The sequence below is a fragment of the Gordonia sp. CNJ-863 genome (assembly GCF_001942325.1).
In the GTDB taxonomy this organism is placed as follows: Bacteria; Actinomycetota; Actinomycetes; order Mycobacteriales; family Mycobacteriaceae; genus Gordonia; species Gordonia alkanivorans.
In genome coordinates this window covers 22,726-48,733 of sequence record NZ_MKKG01000021.1, presented here as the reverse complement: position 1 = coordinate 48,733, position 26,008 = coordinate 22,726, and the positions used below count along the sequence as shown (strand labels likewise).

General features: G+C 66.1%; 28 protein-coding genes. 24 read left to right on the top strand and 4 right to left on the bottom strand.

From position 1 onward, the window contains the following. The 24 genes from BJF87_RS11890 to BJF87_RS11780 all read left to right on the top strand — a co-directional run. Positions 1–2,075, top strand: a 2,075-nt coding sequence (locus BJF87_RS11890; RefSeq protein WP_084813194.1) for an ATP-binding protein, incomplete at its 5' end; no start/stop codon positions are given. Beyond that, complete coding sequence (locus BJF87_RS11885; RefSeq protein WP_075863229.1) at positions 2,075–4,297, top strand: hypothetical protein; 2,223 nt, start codon at positions 2,075–2,077, stop codon at positions 4,295–4,297. The genes BJF87_RS11890 and BJF87_RS11885, both read left to right, overlap by 1 nt. Before the next feature lie 12 nt (positions 4,298–4,309). Then, positions 4,310–5,992 carry a peptidoglycan DD-metalloendopeptidase family protein gene (locus tag BJF87_RS26710; protein ID WP_262338952.1) on the top strand — a complete coding sequence of 561 codons (1,683 nt, stop codon included), beginning with the start codon at positions 4,310–4,312 and terminating at the stop codon, positions 5,990–5,992. Between the two features lie 38 nt (positions 5,993–6,030). Beyond that, complete coding sequence (locus BJF87_RS11875) at positions 6,031–6,660, top strand: hypothetical protein (protein ID WP_075863227.1); 630 nt, start codon at positions 6,031–6,033, stop codon at positions 6,658–6,660. Beyond that, a complete protein-coding gene (locus tag BJF87_RS11870; protein ID WP_075863226.1) occupies positions 6,657–8,024 on the top strand; it encodes a hypothetical protein in 1,368 nt (455 codons plus the stop codon). Before BJF87_RS11875 ends, BJF87_RS11870 begins: the two co-directional genes overlap by 4 nt. 154 nt (positions 8,025–8,178) lie before the next feature. Next, positions 8,179–10,203 (top strand): cutinase family protein, encoded by a 2,025-nt coding sequence (locus BJF87_RS11865; protein WP_075863225.1) that lies wholly within the window; start codon positions 8,179–8,181, stop codon positions 10,201–10,203. Then, the gene (locus BJF87_RS11860; RefSeq protein ID WP_075863224.1) at positions 10,200–10,466 is read left to right on the top strand and encodes a hypothetical protein; all 267 of its coding nucleotides are present in this window, start codon (positions 10,200–10,202) and stop codon (positions 10,464–10,466) included. Before BJF87_RS11865 ends, BJF87_RS11860 begins: the two co-directional genes overlap by 4 nt. A gap of 37 nt (positions 10,467–10,503) precedes the next feature. Then, positions 10,504–10,698, top strand: a complete 195-nt coding sequence (locus BJF87_RS11855; protein WP_075863223.1) for a hypothetical protein — start codon at positions 10,504–10,506, stop codon at positions 10,696–10,698. Positions 10,699–10,722: 24 nt separating this feature from the next. Then, entirely contained in the window at positions 10,723–11,391 is a 669-nt protein-coding gene (locus BJF87_RS11850; protein WP_139319488.1) for a hypothetical protein, read from the top strand. 53 nt (positions 11,392–11,444) lie between these two features. Further along, positions 11,445–12,143, top strand: coding sequence for an HNH endonuclease family protein (locus BJF87_RS11845; RefSeq protein WP_262338951.1), 699 nt, complete (start codon positions 11,445–11,447; stop codon positions 12,141–12,143). Between the two features lie 20 nt (positions 12,144–12,163). Next, positions 12,164–12,556 (top strand): hypothetical protein, encoded by a 393-nt coding sequence (locus tag BJF87_RS11840; protein WP_139319487.1) that lies wholly within the window; start codon positions 12,164–12,166, stop codon positions 12,554–12,556. Between the two features lie 59 nt (positions 12,557–12,615). After that, positions 12,616–12,921, top strand: a complete 306-nt coding sequence (locus BJF87_RS11835) for a hypothetical protein (RefSeq protein ID WP_075863219.1) — start codon at positions 12,616–12,618, stop codon at positions 12,919–12,921. Positions 12,922–13,155: 234 nt separating this feature from the next. Continuing rightward, positions 13,156–13,326 carry a hypothetical protein gene (locus BJF87_RS26100; protein WP_158037506.1) on the top strand — a complete coding sequence of 57 codons (171 nt, stop codon included), beginning with the start codon at positions 13,156–13,158 and terminating at the stop codon, positions 13,324–13,326. Next, positions 13,323–14,036 (top strand): hypothetical protein, encoded by a 714-nt coding sequence (locus BJF87_RS11830; RefSeq protein WP_075863218.1) that lies wholly within the window; start codon positions 13,323–13,325, stop codon positions 14,034–14,036. The genes BJF87_RS26100 and BJF87_RS11830 overlap by 4 nt, the downstream gene beginning before the upstream one ends. Before the next feature lie 163 nt (positions 14,037–14,199). Continuing rightward, entirely contained in the window at positions 14,200–14,508 is a 309-nt protein-coding gene (locus BJF87_RS11825) for a hypothetical protein (RefSeq protein WP_139319486.1), read from the top strand. Then, a complete protein-coding gene (locus BJF87_RS11820) occupies positions 14,505–15,221 on the top strand; it encodes a hypothetical protein (protein ID WP_075863216.1) in 717 nt (238 codons plus the stop codon). The genes BJF87_RS11825 and BJF87_RS11820 overlap by 4 nt, the downstream gene beginning before the upstream one ends. A gap of 70 nt (positions 15,222–15,291) precedes the next feature. Next, complete coding sequence (locus tag BJF87_RS11815) at positions 15,292–15,600, top strand: hypothetical protein (RefSeq protein WP_075863215.1); 309 nt, start codon at positions 15,292–15,294, stop codon at positions 15,598–15,600. A 216-nt stretch (positions 15,601–15,816) separates the two neighbouring features. Continuing rightward, positions 15,817–16,386, top strand: a complete 570-nt coding sequence (locus BJF87_RS11810; protein ID WP_262338950.1) for a hypothetical protein — start codon at positions 15,817–15,819, stop codon at positions 16,384–16,386. Continuing rightward, the gene (locus BJF87_RS11805; RefSeq protein ID WP_075863213.1) at positions 16,383–16,829 is read left to right on the top strand and encodes a hypothetical protein; all 447 of its coding nucleotides are present in this window, start codon (positions 16,383–16,385) and stop codon (positions 16,827–16,829) included. Before BJF87_RS11810 ends, BJF87_RS11805 begins: the two co-directional genes overlap by 4 nt. Further along, positions 16,829–17,689: an RAMP superfamily CRISPR-associated protein gene (locus tag BJF87_RS11800; protein WP_075863212.1), complete on the top strand. Its 861-nt coding sequence runs from the start codon at positions 16,829–16,831 to the stop codon at positions 17,687–17,689. Before BJF87_RS11805 ends, BJF87_RS11800 begins: the two co-directional genes overlap by 1 nt. 809 nt (positions 17,690–18,498) lie before the next feature. Continuing rightward, a complete protein-coding gene (locus tag BJF87_RS11795; protein ID WP_187346493.1) occupies positions 18,499–19,311 on the top strand; it encodes a NucA/NucB deoxyribonuclease domain-containing protein in 813 nt (270 codons plus the stop codon). Positions 19,312–19,358: 47 nt separating this feature from the next. Beyond that, on the top strand, positions 19,359–20,114 hold the full coding sequence (locus BJF87_RS11790; RefSeq protein ID WP_139319485.1) for a hypothetical protein: 756 nt from the start codon (positions 19,359–19,361) through the stop codon (positions 20,112–20,114). A 122-nt stretch (positions 20,115–20,236) separates the two neighbouring features. Next, positions 20,237–21,607 (top strand): IS1380 family transposase, encoded by a 1,371-nt coding sequence (locus tag BJF87_RS11785; protein WP_020171039.1) that lies wholly within the window; start codon positions 20,237–20,239, stop codon positions 21,605–21,607. Between the two features lie 260 nt (positions 21,608–21,867). Then, positions 21,868–22,362, top strand: a complete 495-nt coding sequence (locus tag BJF87_RS11780) for an alpha/beta fold hydrolase (protein WP_231386659.1) — start codon at positions 21,868–21,870, stop codon at positions 22,360–22,362. A 113-nt stretch (positions 22,363–22,475) separates the two neighbouring features. On the opposite strand, the gene BJF87_RS11775 is transcribed toward BJF87_RS11780, so the two are convergent. The 4 genes from BJF87_RS11775 to phnD are packed head-to-tail and all read right to left on the bottom strand — an operon-like array spanning position 22,476 to position 26,006. Next, positions 22,476–23,234 carry a GntR family transcriptional regulator gene (locus tag BJF87_RS11775; RefSeq protein ID WP_020171041.1) on the bottom strand — a complete coding sequence of 253 codons (759 nt, stop codon included), beginning with the start codon at positions 23,232–23,234 and terminating at the stop codon, positions 22,476–22,478. Then, a complete protein-coding gene (locus tag BJF87_RS11770) occupies positions 23,231–24,268 on the bottom strand; it encodes a phosphonate dehydrogenase (RefSeq protein WP_020171042.1) in 1,038 nt (345 codons plus the stop codon). The genes BJF87_RS11775 and BJF87_RS11770 overlap by 4 nt, the downstream gene beginning before the upstream one ends. Beyond that, positions 24,265–25,101: a phosphonate ABC transporter, permease protein PhnE gene (gene phnE / locus BJF87_RS11765; protein WP_020171043.1), complete on the bottom strand. Its 837-nt coding sequence runs from the start codon at positions 25,099–25,101 to the stop codon at positions 24,265–24,267. Before phnE ends, BJF87_RS11770 begins: the two co-directional genes overlap by 4 nt. Beyond that, positions 25,098–26,006 (bottom strand): phosphate/phosphite/phosphonate ABC transporter substrate-binding protein, encoded by a 909-nt coding sequence (gene phnD, locus BJF87_RS11760; protein ID WP_026920072.1) that lies wholly within the window; start codon positions 26,004–26,006, stop codon positions 25,098–25,100. Before phnD ends, phnE begins: the two co-directional genes overlap by 4 nt. Positions 26,007–26,008 lie beyond the last annotated feature (2 nt).

The following is a 26,008-nucleotide window of genomic DNA, read 5'->3' as shown; positions in this document are numbered from 1 at the left end:
TCCCGACCACCCCGGCGCAAGCGGTGTGGTTGTGGAATCACATGCTGCGACGCGGCCTGTTCGTCGATCCCGATGTTCCGGTGGCCGCCGACACTCCTGAATCGAAAACAGCCGGCGCGTTGACGGCTGCTCGGCTCGATGAGGGCGCCCTGAGTGACCGAACTGACTCGGGCGGGAAGTCCAAACCATCGAGGTTCACCACCGTGCTCAAGATCGACACCCCGTGGGAGGTCGATCCGCCCCCGCCGTCCTATCAGACGCTGTCGGTCATCACCGACACTCCCGCCGGCGGCACCCACTTTCCCGGTTCGGAGTTCTTCACCCTGGCCGAATCCATCACCGTCGAGGACCCGGCGCGCCCGGACGCCAAGATCCCGGTTGACGTCGATTTCGCCCTGCGGATCGTCACCCGCGCCGGGGGAGATGTGCTGCGTCGCAACCGCAAAGCGCTCAAACAGCTCAATGACCAGTTCCACCAGCGCGAAGGGGAACTCTCCACCGGCCGCAGTGTCCTCGACGTCGCTGCCGAAGCGCTCGCCGAGTACTCCACCCTGCTCGAATCAGACAAGAATGAGATCGAGGTCGGCTGGACAGCGATCTTCGCCACCTCCGGCACCACCGCGGCGGCCGCCCAGGCCGCGGCAACCGCGCTGGCCACCGAGTTCGCCAGCCAGCAGTTCCGCCTCGCCCAGCCGTTGGGATACCAAGAGGACCTGTGGTGGGCGATGGTGCCCGGCGCGCCGGCGCCCCGGGTGCTCGCCGAGTTCACCCAGATCACCACCAGCGGCAAATTCGGCGCGTTCGTTCCCGTCGTCGCGGCCTCCCTGGGCGATCCGAGCGGGCCGCTGCTGGCGCTGTGCATCACCACTCACGTCCCCAGTGCGGTGCACTACGACGTCTCGGCGCTGACCGAACGTGACGTGTCGAACTCGGTCGGCGTCACCGGTGAACTCGGCGCCGGCAAGTCTGAGTTCATCAAGCTCGTCGCCGGCCAGATCGTCGATCGCGGCGGACAGGTCCTGGTGATCGACCAGTCGGCCTCAGGGGAGTACGCCCGCTGGGCCAGTTCAGTGGCGCATGCGGTCGTCGTCGACATGGTCGACGCGGGCTACAGCCTCGATCCGTTGCTCATCTTCGGCGGGGCCAAAGGTGCTGAACAGACCGAGACCATCCTGCGCGCGCTGCTGCGACTGCGGGTGCAAGACTCGCGCGCAACCCTGCTGTCCGAGGTTCTTTCGGAGAGCTACCGCGCCCGCCACCCCTACCTCGGCACCGGCGGAATGGTCAAACACCTGCTCTCGGGCGAATGCGCCCTCGACGGCGCGCTGGAGGTAGGCCGCGCCCTGGAGGTCCATTCCCGCAAGACCTACGCCCGCGCCCTGTTCGACGAGACCCTGCCGCCGCTGCCGATCGACGCACCCGCGATCGTGTTCCGCACCCAGGACGTCTCACTGCCTTCCCGTGAGCAGATGGAAAAAGAGCACCTGTTCGACAACCTGACCCCCGAAAAGCAGTACGGCCACGTCATCTACACCCACATCGCCAAACTGTCGCAAGGCATCATGTACGCCGACCCCGCCCAGATGTCGGCGCTGGTTACCGACGAGGTCGCTCACATCCTTTCCGGTGCCGACGGTCTGGAGATCATCACCGAAGTCGTCAAACGCGGCCGCAAGGAAAAGGCCGCAGCGATCCTCGGCGATCAGGACTGCGAATTCGGCAGTCAGGAACTGCGCGGCCTACTCAAGACCCGCGTCGCAATGCGTCACACTGACAAAACTCTCGCCCGCAAAGCCCTGGACTGGGTTGGGTTGGACCCCGACGCCGAAGACGTCCTGGAGGAATACACCACCAACACCGCTCCGATCACCCGTCCAGCACGGCACGCCACCGACAAGCCCTACGTCAAGCCAGAACGCCGCGGCGAAGGCTACATGCGCGATGCCTCTGGCGCCGTGGGCCGTATCAAAGTCCTGCGCTCGTTCCGTACCGACCGCCAAACCGCCAGCTCGACCACCACCCCGCAGAAGAAGACGCAGACGACCGCGAAGACCCTGACCCCCGAGGTGCTCTGATGCACCCGCAGCTTCCCGGTATCCGCCTCGAATGGCCGCGCCCGGTGCGCGGCGCGGCCCGATGGGTGTGGTCGCGGCGCTGGGCGCGGCGCCTGCTGATTCTGGTCGCCGTGTGGCATCTGGTCGGTGCGATCATGTTGGTCCTCGCACCGACCGCCGAGGCGGCCGACGGCGCTGCGAGCAGCACTCTACGCAATCTGTTCGGCTGGATGAACATCAAGGATTCCCACGGCATTAACTCCGCCGATTACTACCTCTCGATCGACGAAGGTGGAGCCACCAGCCCCATCAAGGCGGTGTGGGCGTGGATCATCAACTTGGAATACAACGCCTACCGCGGCGTGGTGATGATCGCGATCTGGTTCATCAAGCAGGCTCTGTCGTTCAAGTGGCTCGACATGGTGACCAGCCCCATCTCCGACATCGCAGATGCGGTCACCTCGCTGACCGGGCAACTGCACATGCGGCCGCTGATGCTCACTCTGGCCGGTTTTGCGGTGGCGCTGTGGCTCTTTCGTGGACGCTATGCCACCGGTCTCTACGAGCTGCTGATGTCGCTGATCATTGCCGCGGGCGTGCTGGGGTTCCTGGCCAACCCGGTCGCCACCCTCGCCGGAGACGACGGACTGATCTCCAAGGCCAAGGACTATTCGCTCGAGGTGGCCACCGGCATCGGCAACGACGGAAACACCAACGGAAACCCTGACGCCCAAATCGACGATCTCACAGGACAACTGACCGACACGTTCATTCGCCAGCCCACTCAACTACTCAACTTCGGTCGCGTCCTGGACACCTCGAAACAAGACGGCGCCGCCGCGTGTGTCAAAGCGTTCGACGAGGCCTACCTGAAAAAGCCCCCCGAGCGCTCGACCCTCGGCGAGATCCGCGACAGCGTCGAAGACATCCCCCTGGTCGGCGGTGCCGTCGACAGCGTGCTGCCCGGCGGCGACGACGCCAAAGCCCGCGTCCGCGACGCGGTCGGCAAATGCCCCGGGGGCGAACAAATGAAGGACTACGCCGAGAACCCCGGACCCGAACAGGCCATTGCCTCAATGTTTTTGATCCCCGCGGCAGGTCTGGTCTTCCTGTTCGCGCTCTACCTCGCCGGACGGGTGGTGCTGGCGACCGTGGTGGCGTTGTGGAACGGAGTGAAGCTGATCCCAGGCGGCCTGCTCGGCATCGCACCGATGTTCCGTACCCAACTGATGCGATCGCTGGCCGACGTCGCTATGGCGTTGCTCCAGGTGTGTTTCGCGGTCATCTTCACCTGCGCCTACTGCATCATCATCACCTCGGTGTTCGACAAAGACGACGTCCAGCTGATGGCCACCGTGCTTATCGCCGACGTCCTGATCCTCATCGCCCTCGTGATGTTCCGCAAAGGCATGCTCGGATTGAACAAGTGGTCCGACCGACTCACCGAGATCATGTCGCGGCGACCGGGCGCATCGCCGGTGGCCGTGAAACAGAAGACCGCACCGTCGGCGCACGAGATGCTGGCCCGCGCCCAGGCCGTCAAGCACGGCTACAACACCGCCAGAAAGGTCGGGGGCACTGTCGGCAAGGTGGTCTCCGGCGGCGGGCAGGCCGTGGCCGCTGTCGGCACCGGCGGAGCCTCCGCTGTCGCGGCGACGGCAGCCAAGATCGGCGCCGAGTACGCCGCCACTCAAACCGCGGCGGCCGTGGCCGCCAAGTTGGGCGAGTCCACATCAGGTGCGCGCACCGCCGACGATGTTCCTGCCACCGACGCCCCTGCAGCGTCGTCGGGTCCTGCTCCTGTCCCCATGGGCACAGGAGGGGGTAGTGCAACGTCGAGCCCCGACGACACCCGCCGACGCTCACAGGCGCTGTATGAGACCGTCACCAAGGTCCGCGACATCCAGAACCGCCCGCTCACCCCTACCGGTACGAGCGCTCCGCCGATCGCCTCCGCCCGCGGCGCAGTCTCTGCGGCTACCCGGCCCTCCGATGCTCGTTCGGCCACCGACCGCGTTCGCTCGCTAGCCGAGGACAACCGCAGTTTCCGTCCGCGAACATCGGCTGATGGCACGCAAGTCTGGGTGCCCACGGCCCGCGCAGCGGGTTCTCCATCCCCACGGCGGACCTCGGCGCCACCTGCACCGACTCCGCCGTCACCTCGGCCGGCGCCGCCGGCGCGCGATGCCGCCCGTCGGGCCGGTGGCCAGGTTGATGGGCCACAACCCACCAGCGTTCGCTGAGCGAGGGCTGCCGTGACAGTCACCACCGCGCCTGCACCGCCCACGCCAACACGACCACCCGCCACCGACGCTCCGGGGAAGCGTCGGTGGTGGTTGTGGCTGCTCGCCGTCGTGCCGGTCGTATTCCTACTGCCGCCATTGATGCTGGTGATGATGGTCGGCGGCAGTGGCGGCGCCTGCGGGCCGATCCCGACACTCGAGCTGGCTCCGGGTGGGGCACAAATCGCCGGCCTCAACCCGCAACAGACGCGGATCGCCGCGACCGCGGTCGGCAGGGTCGCAGCCCGAAAACTGCCGGCCAAAGCAGCGATCATCGTCATCGCGGTCGGGCAAGATGAATCAGGTCTGCGGAACCTATCGAATCCGGCAGTGCCAGAATCGATGTCGCTGCCCAACGATGGCGTGGGTTTTGACGGGGGCTCGGTCGGCTATTTGCAGCAACAGCCCCAGTACGGCTGGGGCACAGCTCAAGAGCTGATGAACCCTGCGATCGCCACCGACAGGTTCCTCAACGCCCTGATCAAGGTACCGGGCTGGCAGAGCATGGACCCCGCCCAAGCGGCTACCACGGTGCAGCGCAACGCCACCGGTGCTGCTGCCTATCAGGAGTTCATGGGATCGGCGACCAAGATCGTTGCCGCGCTGTCCGACAACTCACAGGTCACCGACTATGTCGAGACCGTCGGTAGCGATGCAGCTGCGGCGGTTCCGGAACAGAGCGCGTCGCCGGGCACTCAGGTCAAGCCGATGAAGGACGGTACCTACCAGGTGTCCTCACCGTTCGGTCCGCGCGGCGGTGAACAGCACCAGGGGATCGACCTGGCCGCTCCGGTCAACACGCCGTTCTACTCCGTCGCCGACGGCACAGTGGTCGACGCGGGGCCCGCCAGCGGGTTCGGGCAGTGGATCGTTCTCAACCATCAGATCGACGGCAAACTGTTCGCTACCGTCTACGGCCACATGTATCCCGATGGCGTCCTGGTCAAAAAGGGACAGAAAGTCACCGCCGGGCAGCTCATCGGCAAGGTCGGAAACAACGGCCAATCCACCGGTGCGCACCTGCATTTCGAGGTGTGGGATGGCGGGCACCGCGACTTCGACGGCGGCCACGCTATCAATCCCGCCGCCTGGGCCACCACCGGCACCAACCCTAGTGGCGCCGCGGCTCCTGGCAACGGCGACGCAGCTTCCGGCGGTGCGGCGTGCCTCCCACAAGCACCCGTACCCGGCGGCGCCGACATCGAGGGATTCCGACCCGGAGGACCGGCCGGACCCAACATTGTCGCTGCTGCTGCCTCTCAGATGGGTATCCGCTACTCCTGGGGTGGCGGCGACCTCAATGGACCCACCAAGGGAATCAGTGACGGCGGTGGCGCCGGCGATGCGCACCAGGACTACGCGATTCCCGGCTGGGACTGCTCGGCGCTGGCCCGCTACGCAGTGCACAAAGCGACCGGCAAGACCATCGCCCGCACCTCCCAGCCGCAGTCGACCGGAGGCATCCCGGTACCAGACGAGGCACACGCCGAGCCCGGCGATCTGGTCTTCTTCGGAGGACAAGGCAGCGCCACACACGTCGGGATCTACATGGGTGGAGGGAAAATGGTCAACGCTCCTCAGTCAGGCACCAAGGTCCGTATCGACAACATCCACAACGGTTTCTCCAAACCGATCACCTTCCGCCGCTACCACTGACCCGCACAACACAATCGAAAGCCTTGGGGGCCTTCCACATGAAACGACCACTGGCCATCGCAGCCACCATCGTCGGTGCCGTCGCGTTGATCGCCGCTGTACTAGTCCTTGCTGGCGCCTTCACCGACGACCCGCCATCCCCAGTCAGGCCACCGTCTGCGACCTCTCCGGTCACCATCGCCCCCGGACAGGACCCACGCACTGACGCCAGCGGCACCGACTCAGCTCCACCGCGATTCGCCGAACCGTTCACCGACGTCGACCCCGCCGACCCAATCGCGGTCATGCAGGCCGGACTCGAAGCGCTGTTCACCTACCGGCCCGGGGAGGACGCCACACAACTCGCTGCCGCTCGTCGCGCCGAACCACTGCTCGGGCCCGCCGGTATCGACGCCGGATTCGCGTCCCTGGCCCCGATCACCGGAGCCCAATGGCGCCAGTGGGCACAGGCGCGTGCCAGTGTGAAAGCAACCGTGTCGATTCCCGCCAGCAACGACAATCCCGACACACCGACCGCGGTGTCGCGCATCGTCACCATCACCCACCAGGTGACAGATCCCGCAGGCCGTCCGGCCGGGCGCCCGCCGAGCCCGTTCGCGGTGTACACCACCGTCAGCAAAGACACCACCGGTGCCTGGCGCATCACTAGACTCTCAGTCCAGCAATGACCGCCGACGACAACGACCATGACCACACACGAGAGGCACCCGCGATGAGCGAGGACACCGAACTGACCTGCGACTGGTGTGTTCTGTATTCCATCGCCCAACCTCGCACCGTGAGCTACGGCATCACCGTGCGGGACTGCTGTGCCGGCACCACCATCGACTACCTTCTGTGCGATCAGCACTGGGCGATCCTGCGCGATCAACGATTTCCCGCCGAGTGCCCCCGCTGTGGCGACCTCGCCGCCACTCTCGACGACATCGTCACCACCGTGATGCCCCTAGGCGACTACGAACACAGCGAACTGTCTCCCGACACCGCCCAATACCCCGCGCCGGCCAACGCGACCGCAACACTGCTGCGGACCGACACCGACCTGCCCAACGCGCTGCGCGCGGTCACCCAAGTCACCACGCACTATGCGAAGGCCGATTCCGACGCACCAGAGGCATCGGCAACCGACTCCTCGGCAGCAGAGCTCACCCCGGACTACGACTACGTGACCATGGCCGAGGAGATCTGGCTCTATCGCCGCGAGCAGCAACGTCTCGACGTCGACTACGAGCAGTACGGCCGCCACATCGATGACCTGTCCAGCCAACTCCGCGAGGCCACCGCTATCAACGATGCGCCCGCGGCGCAGTATCTCGATGCGCAGCTCGCGCATTGGCACCAGCAACGCCAACTCGCCCAGGACTACGCCCACGACTCGCTCAAACACGACCGGCAGGCGTTCGCGATCTGGCGGCAGACCAGCGACGGCCAGTTCTTCACCGACTGGGTCACACGCGCTTTCACGATCACCACCTGGATCGCCGACGTCGACGAACGCTGGCATCAGCGTTGGCAGGAACTCCTCGACGACACCATCACCGCCGAGGAACGCGCCGCGCACGACACGGGCATCTGGATACCCCGCCCACGCCGCCATACAGTGCTGCGATATTTGCGTGATACCGCGGTGGTAACCACCCTGGTGGGGCTCGTTGTCGCGGCCCTGCTAGGTCCGGCCTGGCTTGCGCTGGCCGCCGCGGGCGCGGTGGCAGCCGGTTACAGCATCTTCTCCGCTAGAGACACCACCTGGGAGTCTCTCAACCGCGCGGCCGCTCGGCAGTCGCGTGCACAACGCGTTGAGCGCTTCGGGTTCGACCCTCTCGACGAGCCGGATCGGCCCGCCCCACGATGGTCGGTCGAGCCCAACCCGATTGGCTACGTGGTGACACTTCAAACCGCGGCGACGACGGCGTTTGAGAGCCATCCGCGACCAGACGCTCTCCCCGAGCTGCACTATCCGGTGGTGGCTGCCACCTACACAGTCCCCGAAGGGATGCGCGAACTCCTGGCGTCCCTTGCTCCGCCTGCGTAACGCGCAGGAGGGGGCCGGTCGCCGCCCATGCGGTGACACGCCCGTAGCCAGGTAAGCCGCACGTCTATTGGGGGAGCCCCGTAGTACGATTGTGCATATATTTGTTCTTGATAAATGGCTTGTATGTTCGCGTAACCGCGGAGGGGGCAGTGAGATGACCGTCGCGAAGGGGTCACGACGCCGGCTAAGCCGGGCGACAGCAGTGGGCGTTCCTGCCGCGTGCCTCAGCCTCGTCATCGCTGTGTTCGCGACCTTCCTCATTCCCGCGGCATCCTCGGCGGCGCCGAGTTGCCCGAAGGTGGCAGTGGTGATGGTGCCGGGCACCTGGGAGACCACACCCACCGCCAGTCCGCATCAAGCGACCGGGATGCTCAAGCAGATCACCGACCCCATCGCGGCGAAATACGGTGCGGCAGTCCAGATCATCTACACCCCCTACACCGCGGATGCGTTCCGTACAACGACTTATGGTGCGTCGAAGGCCGACGGTGTGCGCGCACTCAATACTCAGCTGTCGAAAATCACGGCCGCCTGCCGGGCAATCAAGGTCGCGTTCGGCGGCTTCTCCCAGGGTGCCGACATCGCCGGTGACGTGGCCAGCAATATTGGTAACGGCAAGGGCCCCCTCGAGCCAGATCAGGTCCTGGCCGTAGCGCTGCTCGCCGATCCGAAGCGGGGCACTCCCGGCGAGGTCGGTGTGGGACCGCAGCCGGTGGGCACCACCGGCATCGCCGGGCCCCGCAAACAGGGGATGGGCGCCCTGGCAGGAAAAGTGGCCACCATTTGCGCCCCCGCCGGCCCGGGCCGCAGCGCAGACCTGTACTGCGGTGTCGACGCCAAACGCGACGGCCTACTGGCCAGCCTTGGGACCATCCTTAGCCAGAGTGGGGCCACCCCCACCGGCCCCACCTCCGACTCGACCACAAGCGGGCCTGGTACCGCCGACGAGCTGGCAACATCGCTGACGAGCAACCTCGATCCGGAAGCTCTGGGCGGCATCAGCACCACGCATGCCGACCTCACCAGCGCAGCCACCCCGGCCGACGGTTCGGTCAACCCCAACCAGCTGGCCCAGACGGCATCGACCCTCGTCGACACCCTCTCCCCGCTCGTCGATATCGCTACCTCGGTTGCCGGAGATCCTGGACTGGCCCAGCGGCTCGGATCAGCACCCGCAAACTCACCCGAGCACGCAGCGTCCACCGTGCTCGGCGCGGTCAACAAGGCCGACCTCTCCCAAGCCGTGGGCACAGCACGTCAGCTCGCACAGACTGCCGGCCAGCTCAGCACCTCATCGCTCCCGGCGAACACTCCCGAGGCCCAGCAACTGACCTCCACCGCCAAAGGCCTGTCCAACCAGATCGCACCAGTCGCCGCCACCCCCGCTGACACCCTGACTACCGCCAGCAACGTCCTCGCCGTGCTGCAACCGCAAGTCCTCGTCGACCAGCTCACCAACGTCGCCAGCGGCGTCGGTGGCATGGCTGCCAACCTGCCCAAGATCATCGCCAACTTGCAGGCCCTGCCCGCGCGGATCGCCGCCGCAGACATCGACGGAAGCCACCGCATCGCAGGCGAACTCAACAACCTGTTCCGGCCTCTGGTGGCCATGGCCGCCCAGATCGACTTCAAAGCCGCCTCGCAAGTCCTGGCCATGATCCCCGACCCGTACGGCTACACCCAGATCGCCGCGATGGTGCTCTCGATCATCGGCAACGTCGACATCGTCCGCCTGGCCAACGACATCGGCCAAGCACAGGAAGTCGCCTGGGCCGCGCTCAAAAACCCGACCGCGCTGGCAGGACTCATCCCGATCGGCCTCGACATCGCATCGGTAGCCAGCGGCATGCTCACCGGCACCGCGGCCAAAACCGACCCCCAACTCCTCGGTCAGCCCACCGAGGTGTCGTCACAGACCGCCACTTTGATCCAGGGCGCCCAGACCAAGAACCTCGCCGGCCTCGCCGGATCGCTGACCGAGCTGGCGACCTCCAGCAACGCCAGCGACTTGACGAAGCTGGTCTCCCAAGGGCTTGACGCCGCAGCGTTTTTCGGCTCACAGTCCCACGTCAGCTACGGCAACCTCACCGTCGACAAGCACGGCCGCAGCGCCACCCAATGGCTCGCTGACTGGATCAACCAACGGATCGCCACCGTCGTCGGAGGAACCAGCGTATGAGCACCGACAGCCGTCGCACGCCCAATCCCGGTCGGCGCCTGGCCGCAACCCTGTTGCTCGCCGGAATCGCCGCCGTCCTGACGCTCGTCAGCGCCCCCCACCCGTCTGCGGACGCTCACGCGCTCAACCCGCCCCGAGTCCCGTGCCATCCCGGCACCCAGTACATCTCCGGCGGCGGCTGGCACCCCGGCTACGTCTTCGGTGCGCGCTGCGAACCCATCCACGCACCCAACAACCCCAACGCTTTCAAACACCGCAACTGAACCGCTTCGTCGCCGACCCGAACTGGAGGTTTCCGCTATGGCCACCACCGCAGAACTGGTGCTCGCCGACATCCTCGATGTCGGACCCGACGACGAGGTCGACCTCACCAGCTTGGCCCGCGAACTCGCCGACACCGGTATCGATCCCAGCGATCCAGCCAACGAGCACCTCATCCTCACCGCCGCCGAAGCCCACACCTACACAGGCCTCACCAGCGCCCGGACCGCCTGAACGTCACCCGGAGGACCCTCAGCCATGACCTCTCGTCACAGCACCATCCCCGGCGCAGACCCCACGTCCGCGCCCGGACGCACCACGCAGCCCCAGGGCCGACGAGGCACACTCGCCGTCGCAATTGTGGCCCTGGTGTTCGCCGTCCTGATTGTCGGCACCGGAATCGGTCTGGCGCGTGCCGACGACGCCCCGAGTGCTCCCGGCGACGCACCCTCCGACAAGATCGGCGTGCTCACCATCAGCCACGTCACCACCGACGGGACACCGGTGGAGAACTCGGTGATCCAGTTCGAACGCGTCAACAACACGACTGCCACGACCCCCAGTGCCACGACCGATCCCAGTCCGACGACCACCACGCCGCCGACATCAGCAGTCGAACCTTCGACACGCACCGACAATCCCTCGGAGGCAGCAACTCCCGCGCCGCAACCGGCGAGCGTGCGACTGCCGATCGGCACCACCTTCGATCTGATCACCGGCAAAGAGCCCATCGTGCTCGCGGTACCCGAAGGTGACTACACCCTCACCCAACTCGGAATCGTGGCAACCGGCACGAACAGCGAAACCGGCCCCACCGCTGGCAAGGTCACCGTCCACGTAACCGCCGGTAAACAGGTCGACGGCAAGCTCACCGACCGCACGCCCGCCAATACGTCAACGTCCACCGAACCAGCCCCGGGCAACTGATGCGCCGCCTGATACGACTAGCGATCGCCGTCGCCGTAGTTCTTGGCCTCGGAATGGGAACCGGATTCATCGACCCGCACAACCCCACCGACGCGATCACCCGCTACTTGTCAGTGCTGTCCCCGGCATCTGCCGACGCCCCACCCCCGACCACGGACCCAGTCGACGCCGCTCACGTCCAGGCGCTCCTGCGCACTGCCTCAGTAGTTCCCACGATGAACGAAGAACCCGGCTACCAGCGGTCATGCCGCAAAGGCAAAGGGTGCGTGTTCGGCCCGGCCTGGACCGACGACTCGGATGCGGCGTTGTCGCACAACGGATGCGACACACGCAACGACATCCTCAGGTCACAGCTCACGCACGTGCAGCTCGACCCGAAAACCCGCGGCTGCACAGTCCTCTCCGGCGTGCTCGATCCCGACCCCTACACCGGTGCGGTCCTCCAGTTCCGCAAAGGCACCACCAGCAGCGACATCGAGATCGACCACGTGTTCCCGCTCGAGGCAGCCTGGCATGCCGGCGCCCACAACTGGCCACTGGCCAAGCGGGTCAGCTTCGCCAACGACCCCAGCAACCTGTTGGCCGCCGACGGCTCGGCCAACAGCGCCAAAGGCTCCAAACTCATCGCCGAATGGCTGCCACCCAACCCTGACTACGTATGCACCTACATCGCTACCTATCTGCGGGTCGCCGTGAACTACCAGCTGCCCATCACCACCGCCGATCAGCGCACTGCCCAACGACACTGCTGACCACCGCAGGAGGAGAGCTGATGATCACTACTCCCCATACTCAGGACCTCGACGCCCTGCGCTCCTGGCTGCGGTCTGCACTGTTCGTAATCGTCTCCGTAGGAGGTCTTTTCGGATTCGGTGCGGTGAGCTTCGCCGAACCGTGGCAGAGCCTCGCCGCGCTGATGATCTCTGGTGTCGTGATGGCCGTTGCTGCGCTGATAGCGGCGGCAGCATTCGGAAACAAGCCGCTTCTCGCGCTGCTACGTCCCGCCGCCGTGTGGTTTCTGACCCTCGCGTCATGGGTCAACGCCGTCGCATCGGTGTCATGGGCGCTGTACCTCACGATCGTGATCGTGTGTACCGCGCTCGTCGCTGCGCAGGCAATTCTTCGTCATCGGGTCCGGCGCTGCGAGGCAGTGGCGGCGTGGTGACGTCGGGCGCTCACCAGGGCGCAGCCAGCACAAGACCGAACAAATCACAGGAGAGCGCCATGACCACCACAACCGCCCACAACCGCGGCCTGCGCCGCGCTGCGACCGCAGCGCTGCTCGCCGCCTCGATCGCCACCGGACTCGGCACGGCCGTCGCCGCCCCGGCGACGGCCGCGGTGACTCCGATCGGCACCGTCGACGGCCACCGCGCATTCGGCATCGGACCCCACGACAGCGCCGCACAATGCGCGCCGACCGCCAACCGGTTGACCAGCTTCGGCGCCAAGAAGTTCGGTCCCCGGTTCGGGACCTGCTACCGCGCCGGCAACGGCCAATGGTGGGCCATCAGCCCCTGGTCGGCATAACCCCATAGAGACCCCTCCGGCCCGTGACATGGTCTGGCCCCCAACTAGGTCGACGCGGAACGGAGACGAGGAAGCTCGGGTGGCTCCCGCGCCGTCTTGGACGACGACAGCGCGGGCCCGGCCCCCAACCGCACCGGCTGTGCACCGCACAGGACGCGAAGCGGGAGCCACCCGAGCCCCGGCCCTCGGACCCCCAGTGCATCCCAACCGACGACCTTCTGGAAGGCGAACGCCATGACTGCCACAACCGCCCGCAACGTGCTGGCCGAGCTACTCGACCTACCCGACGGCCACGAAGTCGACCTCGGCGGCTTGGCTCGCGAACTCGAGGACGCAGGAATCGACATCGCCGATCCGGACAACACCGACCGCATCCTCACCCTCGCCGAGATGTACCGGTCATGACCAACACGCCCCGCCCCGACCCCTCCGACGCCCGGCCGATCGCCTACTCCGCTGTACCCGAACGCGAAGCCGATCCCGCCACCGTGGCCTACGGCCGCGGCCCGACACCCACCGCGGAGTTCACTCAGCCTGAACCGCACCAGCCAACTGCGGCGCCGACCCCACCGTGGCTCACCCCAGACCCGCCCCGCGACGACTACCGCATCGAGCCGGAACCAGCGCGGCTGGGCTTGTTCGTCGGACACCCGGGCAGTTTCGCCGCCGGGGTCGCGGTCACCGCGGTAGCGGTCGCGCTGACCGTCTGGCTCGCGGTGTACTGCGCTAACTCCGTACTCGCCCAGATCGACCCCACCAGCGACTGGTCCCGTCTCCCGCTACCTGTCGGTGAAGCGGTCGGCTGGTCGGTGGCCGGGGTCGCCGCCGCGGCCGGCCTGCTCCTGGGGCTGATGGCCACCGTCGAACCACCGCGCACCTACTACCGGTGGATGGTGGTGCTACTCACCGGCGTCGCGATGGCCACGGTGTACACCGCTACTGGGGAACCGTTGTGGCAGCACGCGATAGCTCCCCTCGTGGTGGTGCTGGTGGCCGCGATCGCCACCAGCATCGGCATCGGACTGGTTGGGTCCGATCGCACACTACGCACCCTCAACCAACGCACCCACGTCCAACCGGGCTCGCCGGCACATACCTGGCAGACACATCGATAAACCAGAGGAAGGAACGGCGATGCAGCACAACCGCACTGGTCGATCTGAACCGGTCACAGATGTCGGGGGCGTCCTTGCCGGGCTGAGTACAGTCATCGGCAACTTTGAGCCCACGCAGGTGTTTGTGGCCATCCGGTCTTGGAAGAACGCGGACTGTTTCGTCGTGCCCAGCCGCGATCCGGACGGCAACCCGATCCCGCCTGAGTGGGCCGGTCGTACCGGTGTGGTGGTCAACGATCGCGCCGAGGTCGTGGTCATGCGACGCACACTCACCGAACCGGAATACGACTATCGCCGCCAACACACAGGCGGACAGGCTCTGCCCAGCTGTGTCGAGGAGCTGACCGAGTATCTGTTCGGTGTGCGGTTCGACGACGCCCCCGACGCCACAGTGACTTTGTCGCATCGATGGATGGTTCACCGCGACCACACCACAGACACGCAACACGCAGCCGTCGGAGCTGCACGGTGACCCCCGCCAACGGTGCATGGGGTCCGCGCTCGTGGTGGTTCCGCCTTGCCGACCACGACGTCGATGAGCCCGTCCACACGCAGGTGCGGCTCCGGTGGATTCGGCACTGGGGTATTGCGGCACTTCACGGAGCGGTGTGCGCGGCGATAGTGATGGTGGGGCTCTACGCACTGACACAGATCGGGGCCCCGCCCGTCGGCCCGGTGCTGATCGCGATCGGCAACCTTGTCGCCGCGCTGCTGGTGTTGGGCGTGCTGTTGGCGGTGGCCACGACCACAGCGTCGTATGCGGTGGTGTGGCTGATCGAGACCGTGCGCGGGCAGTGTCCGCGACCGATCGGGGTGGCCGCCGTCGGGGTGGCCGGGGCCGGTACCGGACTGTCGGTGGTGGCGTCGGCTCACGGTGTTCCCGTCGTTACCCGGTGGCTGTCGGGCGGATTCGCCAATCTACGTACGGCTGGGGCCGCAGCAGGAAATGTGTCGCACACTGCGATGTCTGCCGAGGTGGTCGTCCAGTTCGCTGCGACGGCGCCGTGGCTGGCGATGGCCACGGTCATCGCGGCGACCATCTGGCACGGCCCGCACAGCGGCCCCGCGGAGAACCGGGCCATGAGTGGGCGGCTGGACTACCGCACTGTCGATGCCACCGGCTATCTACCGGCGACGCTGGTCGATCAGTACCGACGCCCCAAGCGTGGCAACGCTAATGGATAACGTCGGGCCACGTGCGGACTCGAGTAGAGACCTCGCCCACCACAAGCCAGCGGCTACGCTGGGCACGGCGTTGGCAGGATCACCGAGGACCGTTGGCGGGCAGCAGGCGCCACTTCCCGCTGCGCTCGAGCGGCGCGCCGATGAACTGACCGTCGGCGACATCCTCCTCGACGGCCCCGAGCCTGCTCACGTCACCGCGATCCACTCGCTCACCGACACCGCCACGGGTGCGGGATTCGTGCGCATCACCGCCCGCCACCACGGTGTCAACGGCGAGATCGAGGCATTCACCCTCACCGAACGCACCACCACCGTGCGTCTGATCGCCCTCCACGACGACGGCAGCGACGTCGACATCGAGACCGCCACAGACATGTGAATGGGTAGACTCGACAGCACTTCTCACATATCAGGTTCGCCCGCAGTATCGCGTTCCCGACAGGCCCGGCAGCCGGGGAGGTCCCAGACCTGTTCGGCTGCCGGGTCTCCTGCGTTCACGGCCTGGACCGCCGCCGGCCGGCCGGTCCCACCCACGGCCGAACTATCCGGGCAAGGGGAGTGGTGCTGTTGCTGCGGGGCCACCGACCTACCGGTGGTGGCCGCGTTGTCGGTGGTCTCCCGCAAGTTCACCGACGCCGAATCCTGGGTGTATGGCGGGGACTGGTTGTGCGCGGCGTGCGGATGGGCTTACGGCACAGTCGAACTGCGCCGCAGCGTCTACGTCGTCGACCAGCATCGCCCCGCCCGCACCGTCGTTGAGCGCGCCGAGCTGGGGGAGTTGCTGGCCGCGGGCCCGCTACCGGTCGACCGGATGGTGGTGGTGCCGGTCCGTGGTCGCCGCCACATCCTCCCGACCGCACGGTGGGGGCATGTCTGCACCGACGACACGGCGATTCGGTGGGATGATGCCGCGGTGGCGTTGTTGACCGCTCTGCGATGGCTACGCACCCTCCCTGGGGTGCGTGCGGCCATGCTCACCGACCCCGTCCCACCGATGACGCTGATACGCGCCCTGCCGGCCGACCAGTGGCCCCAGCTGCTCACCGCCTGGGACGCGCTGACGGTGTGGCGCACCAACCCTGGGGCGTGGTGGGACGCCGCGATCGCCCTGTCCACACCGGGCGGTGCGGCGTCGCCGGCCACGGTGACGAGGCGGTCAGGGTGAGCACGACCGCCGCGGGGTCGACGCCGACCACGCGATGGCGGGCCGCGGTCCCGGACCTCCCCGCACTGTCTGACCCGGCCGCCATCACCGCGGAACGGCTGCTGCTGCTGGTGCACTACGACCTGGACTGGGACTCCTGGATCGGCGATCACCGCCACCGCTACTGGGACGAGCTGCTCCCGGCCCGCGTGCGGTCGGCGACCTACCGCGCCGACAGCCTGGCCACCTGGTGGTCGCTGCTGGCCCAAGCGCTACCCATCACGGTCACCGACCGGGCGCGGCGCCTCGAGGTCGCCCAACTACTTACCGAGCCGTCGGCGCCGGTCCTCACCCTCCTCCGCGACCAACTACCCGCCCTGATCCTGCGGGTCCGGATCATCGCCGAAACCGTCGCCGAAAATCGCCGCGCAGCCGCCGAATCCGCTGCTGGAGAGGAGAAGTGATGGGGCAGCCGTTGATCAGCGCGGTATTCGATCTCGACATCACCGCCACGACGTCGATCGTGCACCGCGACGACACCCGCAACAACTCGTCGATCCAGAGCCTGTTCCGCCGCGAGAAAGTCCTGACCCCGAGAGGGGAGGTGGCGGTGGTGCCGATCATCTCCGGCAACGCCTGGCGCGGCATCCTGCGACGCACCGGCGAAACACTCCTCGCCGACGTCCTCGACTACGACGGGCAGCTGACCCCCGCGGCTGCGCACCTGCTGCGTAACGGCGGATTCCTGCGCAAATCCGCCCGCGAGATGACCCCCGAACAAGAGCGCGAGTTGAAGACGTTGGTGCCGTTGATCGGGCTGTTCGGCGGTGCGGCGAACGCGCGGGTCATGTCCGGGAAACTGGTGGTGTCCAAGGTCGTCCCGGTCACCGCCGACACCCTGCACCTACTCCCTACCGCACCGCCGGATGCTCCGATACCAGCATCGGTGCACACCATCCTCGGACAGGAATCCACCAGCCACAGCAACGACCTATCCGCCGGCGCCACCGTCACCGGGGAGACCGGCGAGGGGTTCAGCCCGATCCGCCTCGACACCGAAACCCTCATCGCCGGCACCCGCCTGTCCGGACAGATCCGCCTCACCCACGCCACCAGCGTCGAATACGCGCTGCTGGCCGACATCCTCAAGCACTTCGCCACCCACGGCCACCTCGGCGGCCGCACCGCCGCCGGACATGGCCGCATCCACGCCACCCTCAGCCCGATCATCACCTCCGGCACAGCCCTTAGCGGCGTCGACTGGCGAGCCGCCGTCGCCGCCAGGCGGGACGCCGCGATCATCGCCCTCACTAACCTCACCTAAGGGCCCTTCGCGTCCGGCCACACGGTACCGCGACGAGCAAAAGCCCGGTTCGCGCGAGAGTAGGCGCTGCCCGTAGTCGATCGCGATCGATGGAGCGAGAAAAGCTGTCGGCGCAATTGTCGGCCTGGCGCGCGAAACAAAAAATCCCCTGCGAAGAACTGGGGAAACATATCGATGATTTGCTAGGAAGTTAACAAAATAACAATCAGGAGTGTGCCCCTGACCTCGGTCTACGTACATTTATGCCCTCGCAGTTCGCGTTTCGCCGGGCGCGGCCCCAATGGGCGGATTAACCTCTGGTGTGTCAGTGGTGCACACCGTCAAAGTCGCCGATCTGCGTTGATCATCACGGCGCTTTTCTGTACGACCTCGGCTGGATTCATAATTCGTGTGTAGATGCACATGTCAGATAGGGGAACGCGATGGCGCGTAGTGTAAGAGCGGCCGCACTAGTAGTCATATCGGCTGCGCTCGTGCTGGCAACGGCCCCCGCGGGATCTGGGGCCGCGGCCCCCTCCACGTCGACCACGCCTTCTATATCGACGACGCCGTCGGTCGTCTCTCAAACTCCCGAGGTCACAGGCCCCTCCAGCGCGTCGCCGGACGACTCTGCCTCACCTTCGACCCCCGGCAGCGAGCCCCCTGCCGCCCCGTCCTCCAGCAGCTCTCGTAAGCCACCTGTGAGCGACGCCAGGGGGTGGACTGCCTACACACCTGAAACCCCCTCCGCGAGAATGCAAAGCAACACGACTAGCTGCGCTACCGGCCGGTTCAGTATCTGCGAAGGCACCTTCTACAAGGAGGCCGGGGTGGCATACAACGGTCAATCCAGAGGTTTGTGGCGCGTCGAGATCAAGGTCAGGGGAACCCTTGATAGTTCAAATACGACTGTGACGGTTGGATTTGAGGTGAAATTCGTCCCTATTCAGGACGGCTCGACCAACCCGGCCGGACTCTTGATCTATCTCGACGGCCGCACCGACGGAATTGGGATCGGCGATAAGGACTTCGACACCATTCCGTTCAGAATTGCGACAGGAACATCGACAAAAACGAAGACGGTCACGCCTCCGATATCCGAAGGAAATAATGAAGTGTCCGGAATTCACTTCACCTACCAGCATGGGACCGAAGTCGAAGAGTTCGGCACGCAACAAACCCTGATACGTTGCGATGACAATACGGACCCTCTGCCCTCGAACCGCCTGCCTGGGTGTGTCAATGTGTTCTGGACGCCGACGGTCTCCTTCCCTGCGGCGACCTACCCGTTCATCAGCGCAAACATCGTGAACGGGCAGAGCCTGCTCAATGGCCTGGGAGCGCCTGGAGTTCAGCCCCTGATCCGCGCCGATAGTGGCCGCAGCGGCTCTAACCAGCAGTTCAGTTGTAGTGATGCTCGCACGCTCGCTCTGATCGGTGCGAGGCCAGCTCCAAACCCAGACACCGGGGAACCCTGGGAGTGCGACGAATACCCGTTTGCGAGCACCACCGACGGCGGCCGTTCAGACGGTGTCATCAAGTGGGTGCCCAAATGGGAGAACGACAGTCAAGGCGCCGTTCTACGGAACTGGTATTCATCGAACAGACTTCTCGTGGGTGACTGGTTTTACGTTCAACCCTGAATCCACAGCGATAACGCTGAAATACATCAACCGTCAAGGAGAATAGAATGAAGAAGGATCGTACTATCCAGAGGTTCGGAGCTGGGTGTGCCGCCGCCGCCATTGGCGTGGCTGCGTTACTCGGCGGCACTGGTGGTGCCTCTGCAGCAACGGTCACCGGATGGGTGGGCCCCGCCGGCACCACTGGCTATCTGCACACCTCCACCATCATCAACGCCCCGGACCTGACTGCCCAGTCGAAGATCTACCACTCGTTCGGCCAGTCCTCACCCGACGGTAAGCTCGGAGTTCGACCCCGCTTGTTCAAGTCAGGAGCACTCTGTCAGGCGAGCGACTACCAGTACAACTTCTACACCGCGACAGAATTGACCGCGGGGACCGAGAACACCTGTGGCAGCGGCTCATACAACAGCCACGGGTTCGTTGCGCTCTGGAATGCATCCACCAACACCTACAACGAGTACGTGACGTTCCCGTCGAATCCGCTGAACTGGACTGATCCGGCCGCGTCGTCGGCACGATCAGCGCCGACGACAATCACCGATGCTGATCGCAAGTCCGGAGTGAACGCCCGGGGTCAGAAGTTCGGGTCAGCTGCGACAGCTGACGCCGACGAGCAAGCCGATCTCGATCTCATCCTGGCCATCGGCAACGACGGAGCCGTCGGATTCGTCAAGACCGCGGATCTGAACAAGGCGCCAGCCGCGAACCCGGAAAGCGCCAAGCGGGCTGCCGGCCAACGCGACATCGCGCTATGGAACCGCGAGGGTAACCAGCGGATCGGCACCTTCAGCATCCGCTAAGCCCTGATCCACCGATGTTGGTCGGTGTGTTGAGCGTGGCGTAGAACGAGGATGCCCTTCCCAGCAGGGAAGATCTGGATTGCGACGTCCGATCCGAACTGCACAGGAAGGGCACCTCGTAGGTGAAACCCTCTCACACGATTCGCCAGGTGTTCGACGATCCCAACCTCGTGTCGACCGCGGGTCTGGTCCCGGCGCTGCGGCTGGCCGAATCAGCCGGCCTGTACGAGTTGCTCGAGGCGCTGACGGTGCCGTCCCCGAACGCTGCCGTAAAGACAACGAGCGTGCTCGCGGGAATGGTTGCGGGTGCGGATTCGATCGACGACCTGGATCTGCTCCGCCACGGCGGCACCGGCAGGTTGTTCGCCGGGGTGCGCGCCCCGTCGACGCTGGGCACGTTCCTGCGTTCGTTCACCCACGGGCACGTCCAGCAACTCGACAAGGTCAACGCCGCACTGCTGGCCGGTCTCACCGACCGGCTCCCCACCTTGCTCGCCGGAGACGACGAGACGACCACGTTCGTCGATGTCGACGACACGATCGGTCCGGTCCACGGCTACGCCAAGCAGGCAGCGGCGTTCGGGTACACCGGCATCCGCGGGCTGAACCTGCAACTGGCCACCCTCAGCACCGCGACCACGGCGCCGGTGATCGCCCGCGCCCGGCTCCGGCGCGGGAACTGCGCCTCCCACACCGGTGCGGGACGACTGCTGGCCCAGGCGATCGGCACCGCCCGCGGGGCCGGAACCACCGGTCCGATCCTGGCGCGGGCCGACTCCGCCTACTTCTGCTACGCCTTCGTCGGCACCGCCCTGCGGCACCAAGTCGGATACTCGGTCACCACCCGCATGAACCCGAAGGTCAGGAATGCGATCGCCGGTATCGCCGCCGACGCGTGGACCTCGATCGAGTATCCCCACGCGGTGTGGGACGAGGAAGAGCAACGCTGGATCAGCGACGCCGAGATCGCCGAGGTCCCATTCGTGGCGTTCACCGGCCGACGCAAGGCCGAGCACGTCGCGTGCCGGCTCGTCGTGCGGCGGGTCCGGCGCCTGCAACCGTCGGCCGGTGACGGCAGCGAGCAGGGCGAACTGTTCGCCACCTACCGACACCATGCGTTCATCACCAACAGCACCCTGCCAGCGGTCGCCGCCGATCGGCACCACCGCGACCACGCGATCGTCGAGCAGGTCATCGCCGAACTCAAGGCCGGACCCCTGGCTCACCTGCCCAGCGGCAAGTACGCGGCGAACGCTGCGTGGGTCGCACACGCGGTGATCGCGTTCAATCTTGCCCGCGCTTGCGCGGTTGCCGCCGACCTGCCCAAAGCACGCTGGGCCAGCGTGCGCACCCGGATCATCAACCTGCCCGCCCGTATCGCCACCTCCGGGAGACGGCTCGTTCTCCACCTGCCCGACCGCTGGCCATGGATGGCGGCGTGGCAGTCGCTCTGGGTGGCAGCGATCGGACCACCTGCACCGGCAGCACCCTGACCACCGAGCCGCACCCTGGCGCAACTGAGGACCCTGAAGACGTGGAAGAGCCGGCACCCGGCCGGCGACTTCGCCATGCCCACCCGCACATCGCCACACCGCGACCGCGAAATCAGCCAACCCGGATCTGCATCGGTGGATCAGGGCTCAACCTGCTTCCTCATCGTGTACCTCCTGGATCGGAGTTACACCGTTGAAAGTACAGTCCCGCTCTGCTCGCTCCGGATACGATCCAAGGGATCGTAATTTTTGGCACCTCCATGGACTTCGAGAGCCAGGCCAGCATGGATAGAGGGTGCTGGAACGGGTCAGAATTCTGCAGCCCATCCATCGATGCACTATCGGCGCCAGTCAGTGACGACTGGGTGGTAGACGACGATTTCGTTATCGCCGTCCTTGGCGCCGGCTTCGGCGAGAATGTCTCCGACGAAGAACGGAACTTCTGGCTGAAAACCTACCGCGCCAACTACACCGGAGACGAGGGCCGGCGCCGACTCCGGACGAGCACGATCAATCTCCGCGACCGGGATGGCCTCGAGGCACGCCTCAACGAAGTGAAATACCCAGTGTTGTGGCTGCAAGGCACCGCCGACCAGGTGTACTCCGTCGCCAACGCCGAGCATGGAATTTCACAGTTCACGCAATCTCCATCAGCCGAACTCCAGATCGTTGACGGCGGGCAGCACTTTCTGACCGCATCACACCCCGACATCGCCAACACCGCTGTGCGTGCATTCGTCGAACGGTGGACGTGAAGCAACCATGCATCTCCGCCCTCGACCTTCCAAGAAACAAGACGGCCCTTCCGGGGCCGCAGTCCCCTGGTGACTGCGGTTATTCGGGGCGGGCGATGGGTTTGTCGTCCTGATTAGGTGGTGTCGAAGTCGACCTCGACTCGGAATACATCGGCTCGAAGCCAGGAGATCGTGAGTTCCACGGGGTGGTGGTTGCGTGCGGCGGCATCGGTGCGGGACCGGATAGAGATGACCGGTGGGCGGCCGCTCAGTTCGAGGTGCTCGGCGACGTGGGGTGGCGCCGGGTCGATGGCGACGCCGAACCATCCGCGCTCGGGTTCCAGCTTGTAGTGGGTGGCCAGGGTGTCGTGCAACGAGCCGGCAGGGTCGAGGATCTGGGGTAGGTCGGGGACGAGTTGGGGGTCGAGGTAGGTGTCTGCGTAGCCGACGAGCTCGTGGTCGATGTATCGGTTACGGGAGAGTGCGAGCAGTTGTCTGCGTGCTCCCACTTTCATGCGGTCACGGACCTCGGCGGGTGGGGTCTCGAGTCGCCACCCGGTGGTGCGAACGTCTGGGGCGAATCCGGCTTTGCGGACGCTTGCGCTCCAGGACGGTGGGATGTGTCGACTGATGGTGTAGTCGATGCGTCGGGACACGAAGGTGCCGCTGCCCTGCCGACGGCGCACGAGATAGCGCCTCTCCAGCTCGGTCAGTACGGCTCGGGCGGTGAGCCGGCTGACGCCCAAGGTGCGGGCTAGTTCGTCTTCTGACGGGAGCCGGGTGCCGACGGGCTGGTTGGCGATCTGCTCGGCGAGTGCGTCGGCGGCGGAAAGGTACACCGGTACCCGAGGACTGGTTTTGACGGGTGCGGCGTCGCTGATGGGCGTGATCATATTGCGGGAACGAAGGAGGTCGACAGGTTTCGTGGCGGATCGTTGACTGCTCCGTCGGGCACTTTTCCCGCGAGTGCTTGCAGGATGGATCTCGCCGCGTGCTCCTCGATCGCCAAGCGTGCCGACGCGACCGCAGATCCGAGGTGCGGGGTGAAGAGGGTATGGCTTGTCAGTTCCATCAGGTCCGTGTGCAGGCCGCTGGGGCGGTCGGGTCGGGAGAGGTCCTCGAATTCGAACACGTCTGCGGCATATCCGCCGAGGTGTCCGCTGCGCAGGAGTTCGGCCACTGCGCCTTCGTTCACCACTGAGCCTCGTCCGACGTTGACCAGCAGCGCTCCGGGTCGCATCGATGTCATCGCTTCGTGGTCGAGCAGGTGCAGTGTGTCCGCCGTCAGGGGGGCGCAGACCACCACGGAGTCGCTGTGCTGCAGAAGCTCGGCGAGTTCCACCCGTTCCATACCGATCGACGCCGCGGTTGCGGACGGCACCGGATCGGGGTCGTGGTAAAGAAGTCGGGGATTGAATCCGGCGAGCATTTGCGCCACGGCCCGGCCGAGTACGCCGGCGCCCACGATGCCAATCGTGGAGCCGACGAGTGTGCGTCCGTAGAGCACCGGCCGCCAGCCGCGGAAACCGGCTCGCACGGTGCGGTCACCGGTCGCCACGTGTCGAGCGAGGCCGATCAGCAGCCCGACTGCCAATTCCGCGGTGGGTTCGGTGAGTAAGTCCTCGACTCGGGTGAGCCAGATGCCGCGCTCGGTGCAGGCGCTAACGTCGATGTTGTCGTAGCCCTTGAGTGCGCCGGCGACCACCTGCAGTCGCGGGCAACCGTCGAGGAACTGCGCGGTGATCCGGTCGGGCATGAACGCCATCAGCCCGTCGGCGTGTGCCACTCGGCGTCGCAATTCGGATGCCGGGAGGCTGTCGTCTTGCTGGTTCGGCACCACGTCGCACTCGCGGCCGAGCATTTCGAGGATCTGGGGATGCACCCGGTGGGTGAGAACGACCACCGGGCGCGCGGACGCGTTTGTCATTGGAACCTTCTTCGTAATGCTCCGCCGAGGGCGTCGACCACGGTGACGGTGGCGAGGATGACGAGCAGGATTGCGGAGACTTCCTGGTACTGGAGGGTGCGGAGGGCGGCCATCAGCTCGAATCCGATGCCGCCGGCGCCGACGACGCCGACGACTACCGAGGCGCGGAAGTTGAGCTCCCACCGGTAGACGGTGACGTCGGCCATTTGGGGCAGCACCTGCGGCAGGATGCCGTGCAGGATCACTTGTGCCCGGGTGGCTCCGGCGGCGCGGGCGACCTCGACGGATGCTTGATCGGCGCGTTCGATCGAGTCGGCGAAGAACTTTCCGACCATGCCGGCGGAGTGGATACCCAGTGCCAGTGCGCCGGGAAGGGCGCCGAAGCCGACGGCGGCGACGAACACGATCGCCATGATCAGCTCGGGCACCGATCGCAGGGTGTTGAGGACCAGGCGCGCGACCGCGTAGACGGTGGGGTGCGGGGAGGTGTTACGGGCCCCGAGCAGCGCGAGTGGGACCGACAGCAGGACCGCCAGTGCGGTGGCCGCGATACTCATCGACATCGAATCCCACAGTGGGCCCCACCACCGGTTGATGTGGGTGAAGTCCGGGGGCCACATGTCGCCCAGGAGGTCGGCGATGTCGGCCAGTCCGGTGATCATCCGTTCGCCGTCGAGTAGTCCCACCGCCCAGACGCACACCAGTACAAGGACGCCGACGACGCCCATGGCGGCGCTGTTGCGCCCCCAGCTGATCCGCACCCGACGCGAGATGCCCCGGTACTGTTCTTCCCGCCGTTCCTCGACGGGGTCCGGCAAAGTGTCGGCGGTCACTGGTAGTCCGCCAGGTCGATGTCCAGCAGGGGCGCGAGGTCGCGCACCGCGTCGTAGTCTTTATCGGTCACAGGTCCGAAACCGGCGGCCTCGAACGCCTCGAGCACGGCATCGTCGTCGAGTTCTAAAAACGCCGCCCGCACTTTTGCCTTGAAGTCCTCGGGCAGGTTCGTCTGCATAGTCCACGGGTAGTTGTAGTAGGGCTTGGACTCCTGGACGGTCACGACCACCTCAGGGTCAATGGTCCCGTCTCGGACCATGCGCTCGTAGATGGGCAGGCTCATGCCGCCCGCGTCGGCGTTGCCGTTCTGCACTGCCAGCGCCACCGCGTCGTGGGCGCCGACGTGCTGTTCTTCGTAATCGCCGTCGTCGACGCGCAGGTCTGCTTCCTCGGCGAGCATGGCCTTGGGTATCAGGTGGCTGGAGGTGCTGGCCGGGTCTCCCCACGCGACGGTCTTGCCAGCGACGTCGTCGAGTGTGGTGATGCCGGAGTCGGCATTGGCGAGAAACACCGCTTGGTAGGTGGGGGCAGCGCCTTCTTCCTCCTGCAGCGCGGCGAAGGGCTCGATGTCGGCCTGCTCCTGGGCGAGCACGTAGGACAATGGCCCGAAGTAGGCCAGTTCCAACCGGCCGCGGGTCATCGCCTCGATCATCGAGGAGTAGTCGGTGGTGACGATGAGTTCGACCTCGACGCCCAACTCGTCCTCTAGGTATTCCTTGAGCGGTTCGTTGTCCTGGATCACTTGAGACGCGTTCTCGTCGGGCAGCAGGGCCACGCGGAGGGTCTCAGGCACCTCGCCGGCGGCAGGCTCGGAGGTGGAGCCGGAGCCGCAGCCGGTGAGAACAAGCGCGAAAGAGGTCAGCGCCGCCAGGGCGGCAACTGTGGAACGGGCTGGTCTGGTCATTG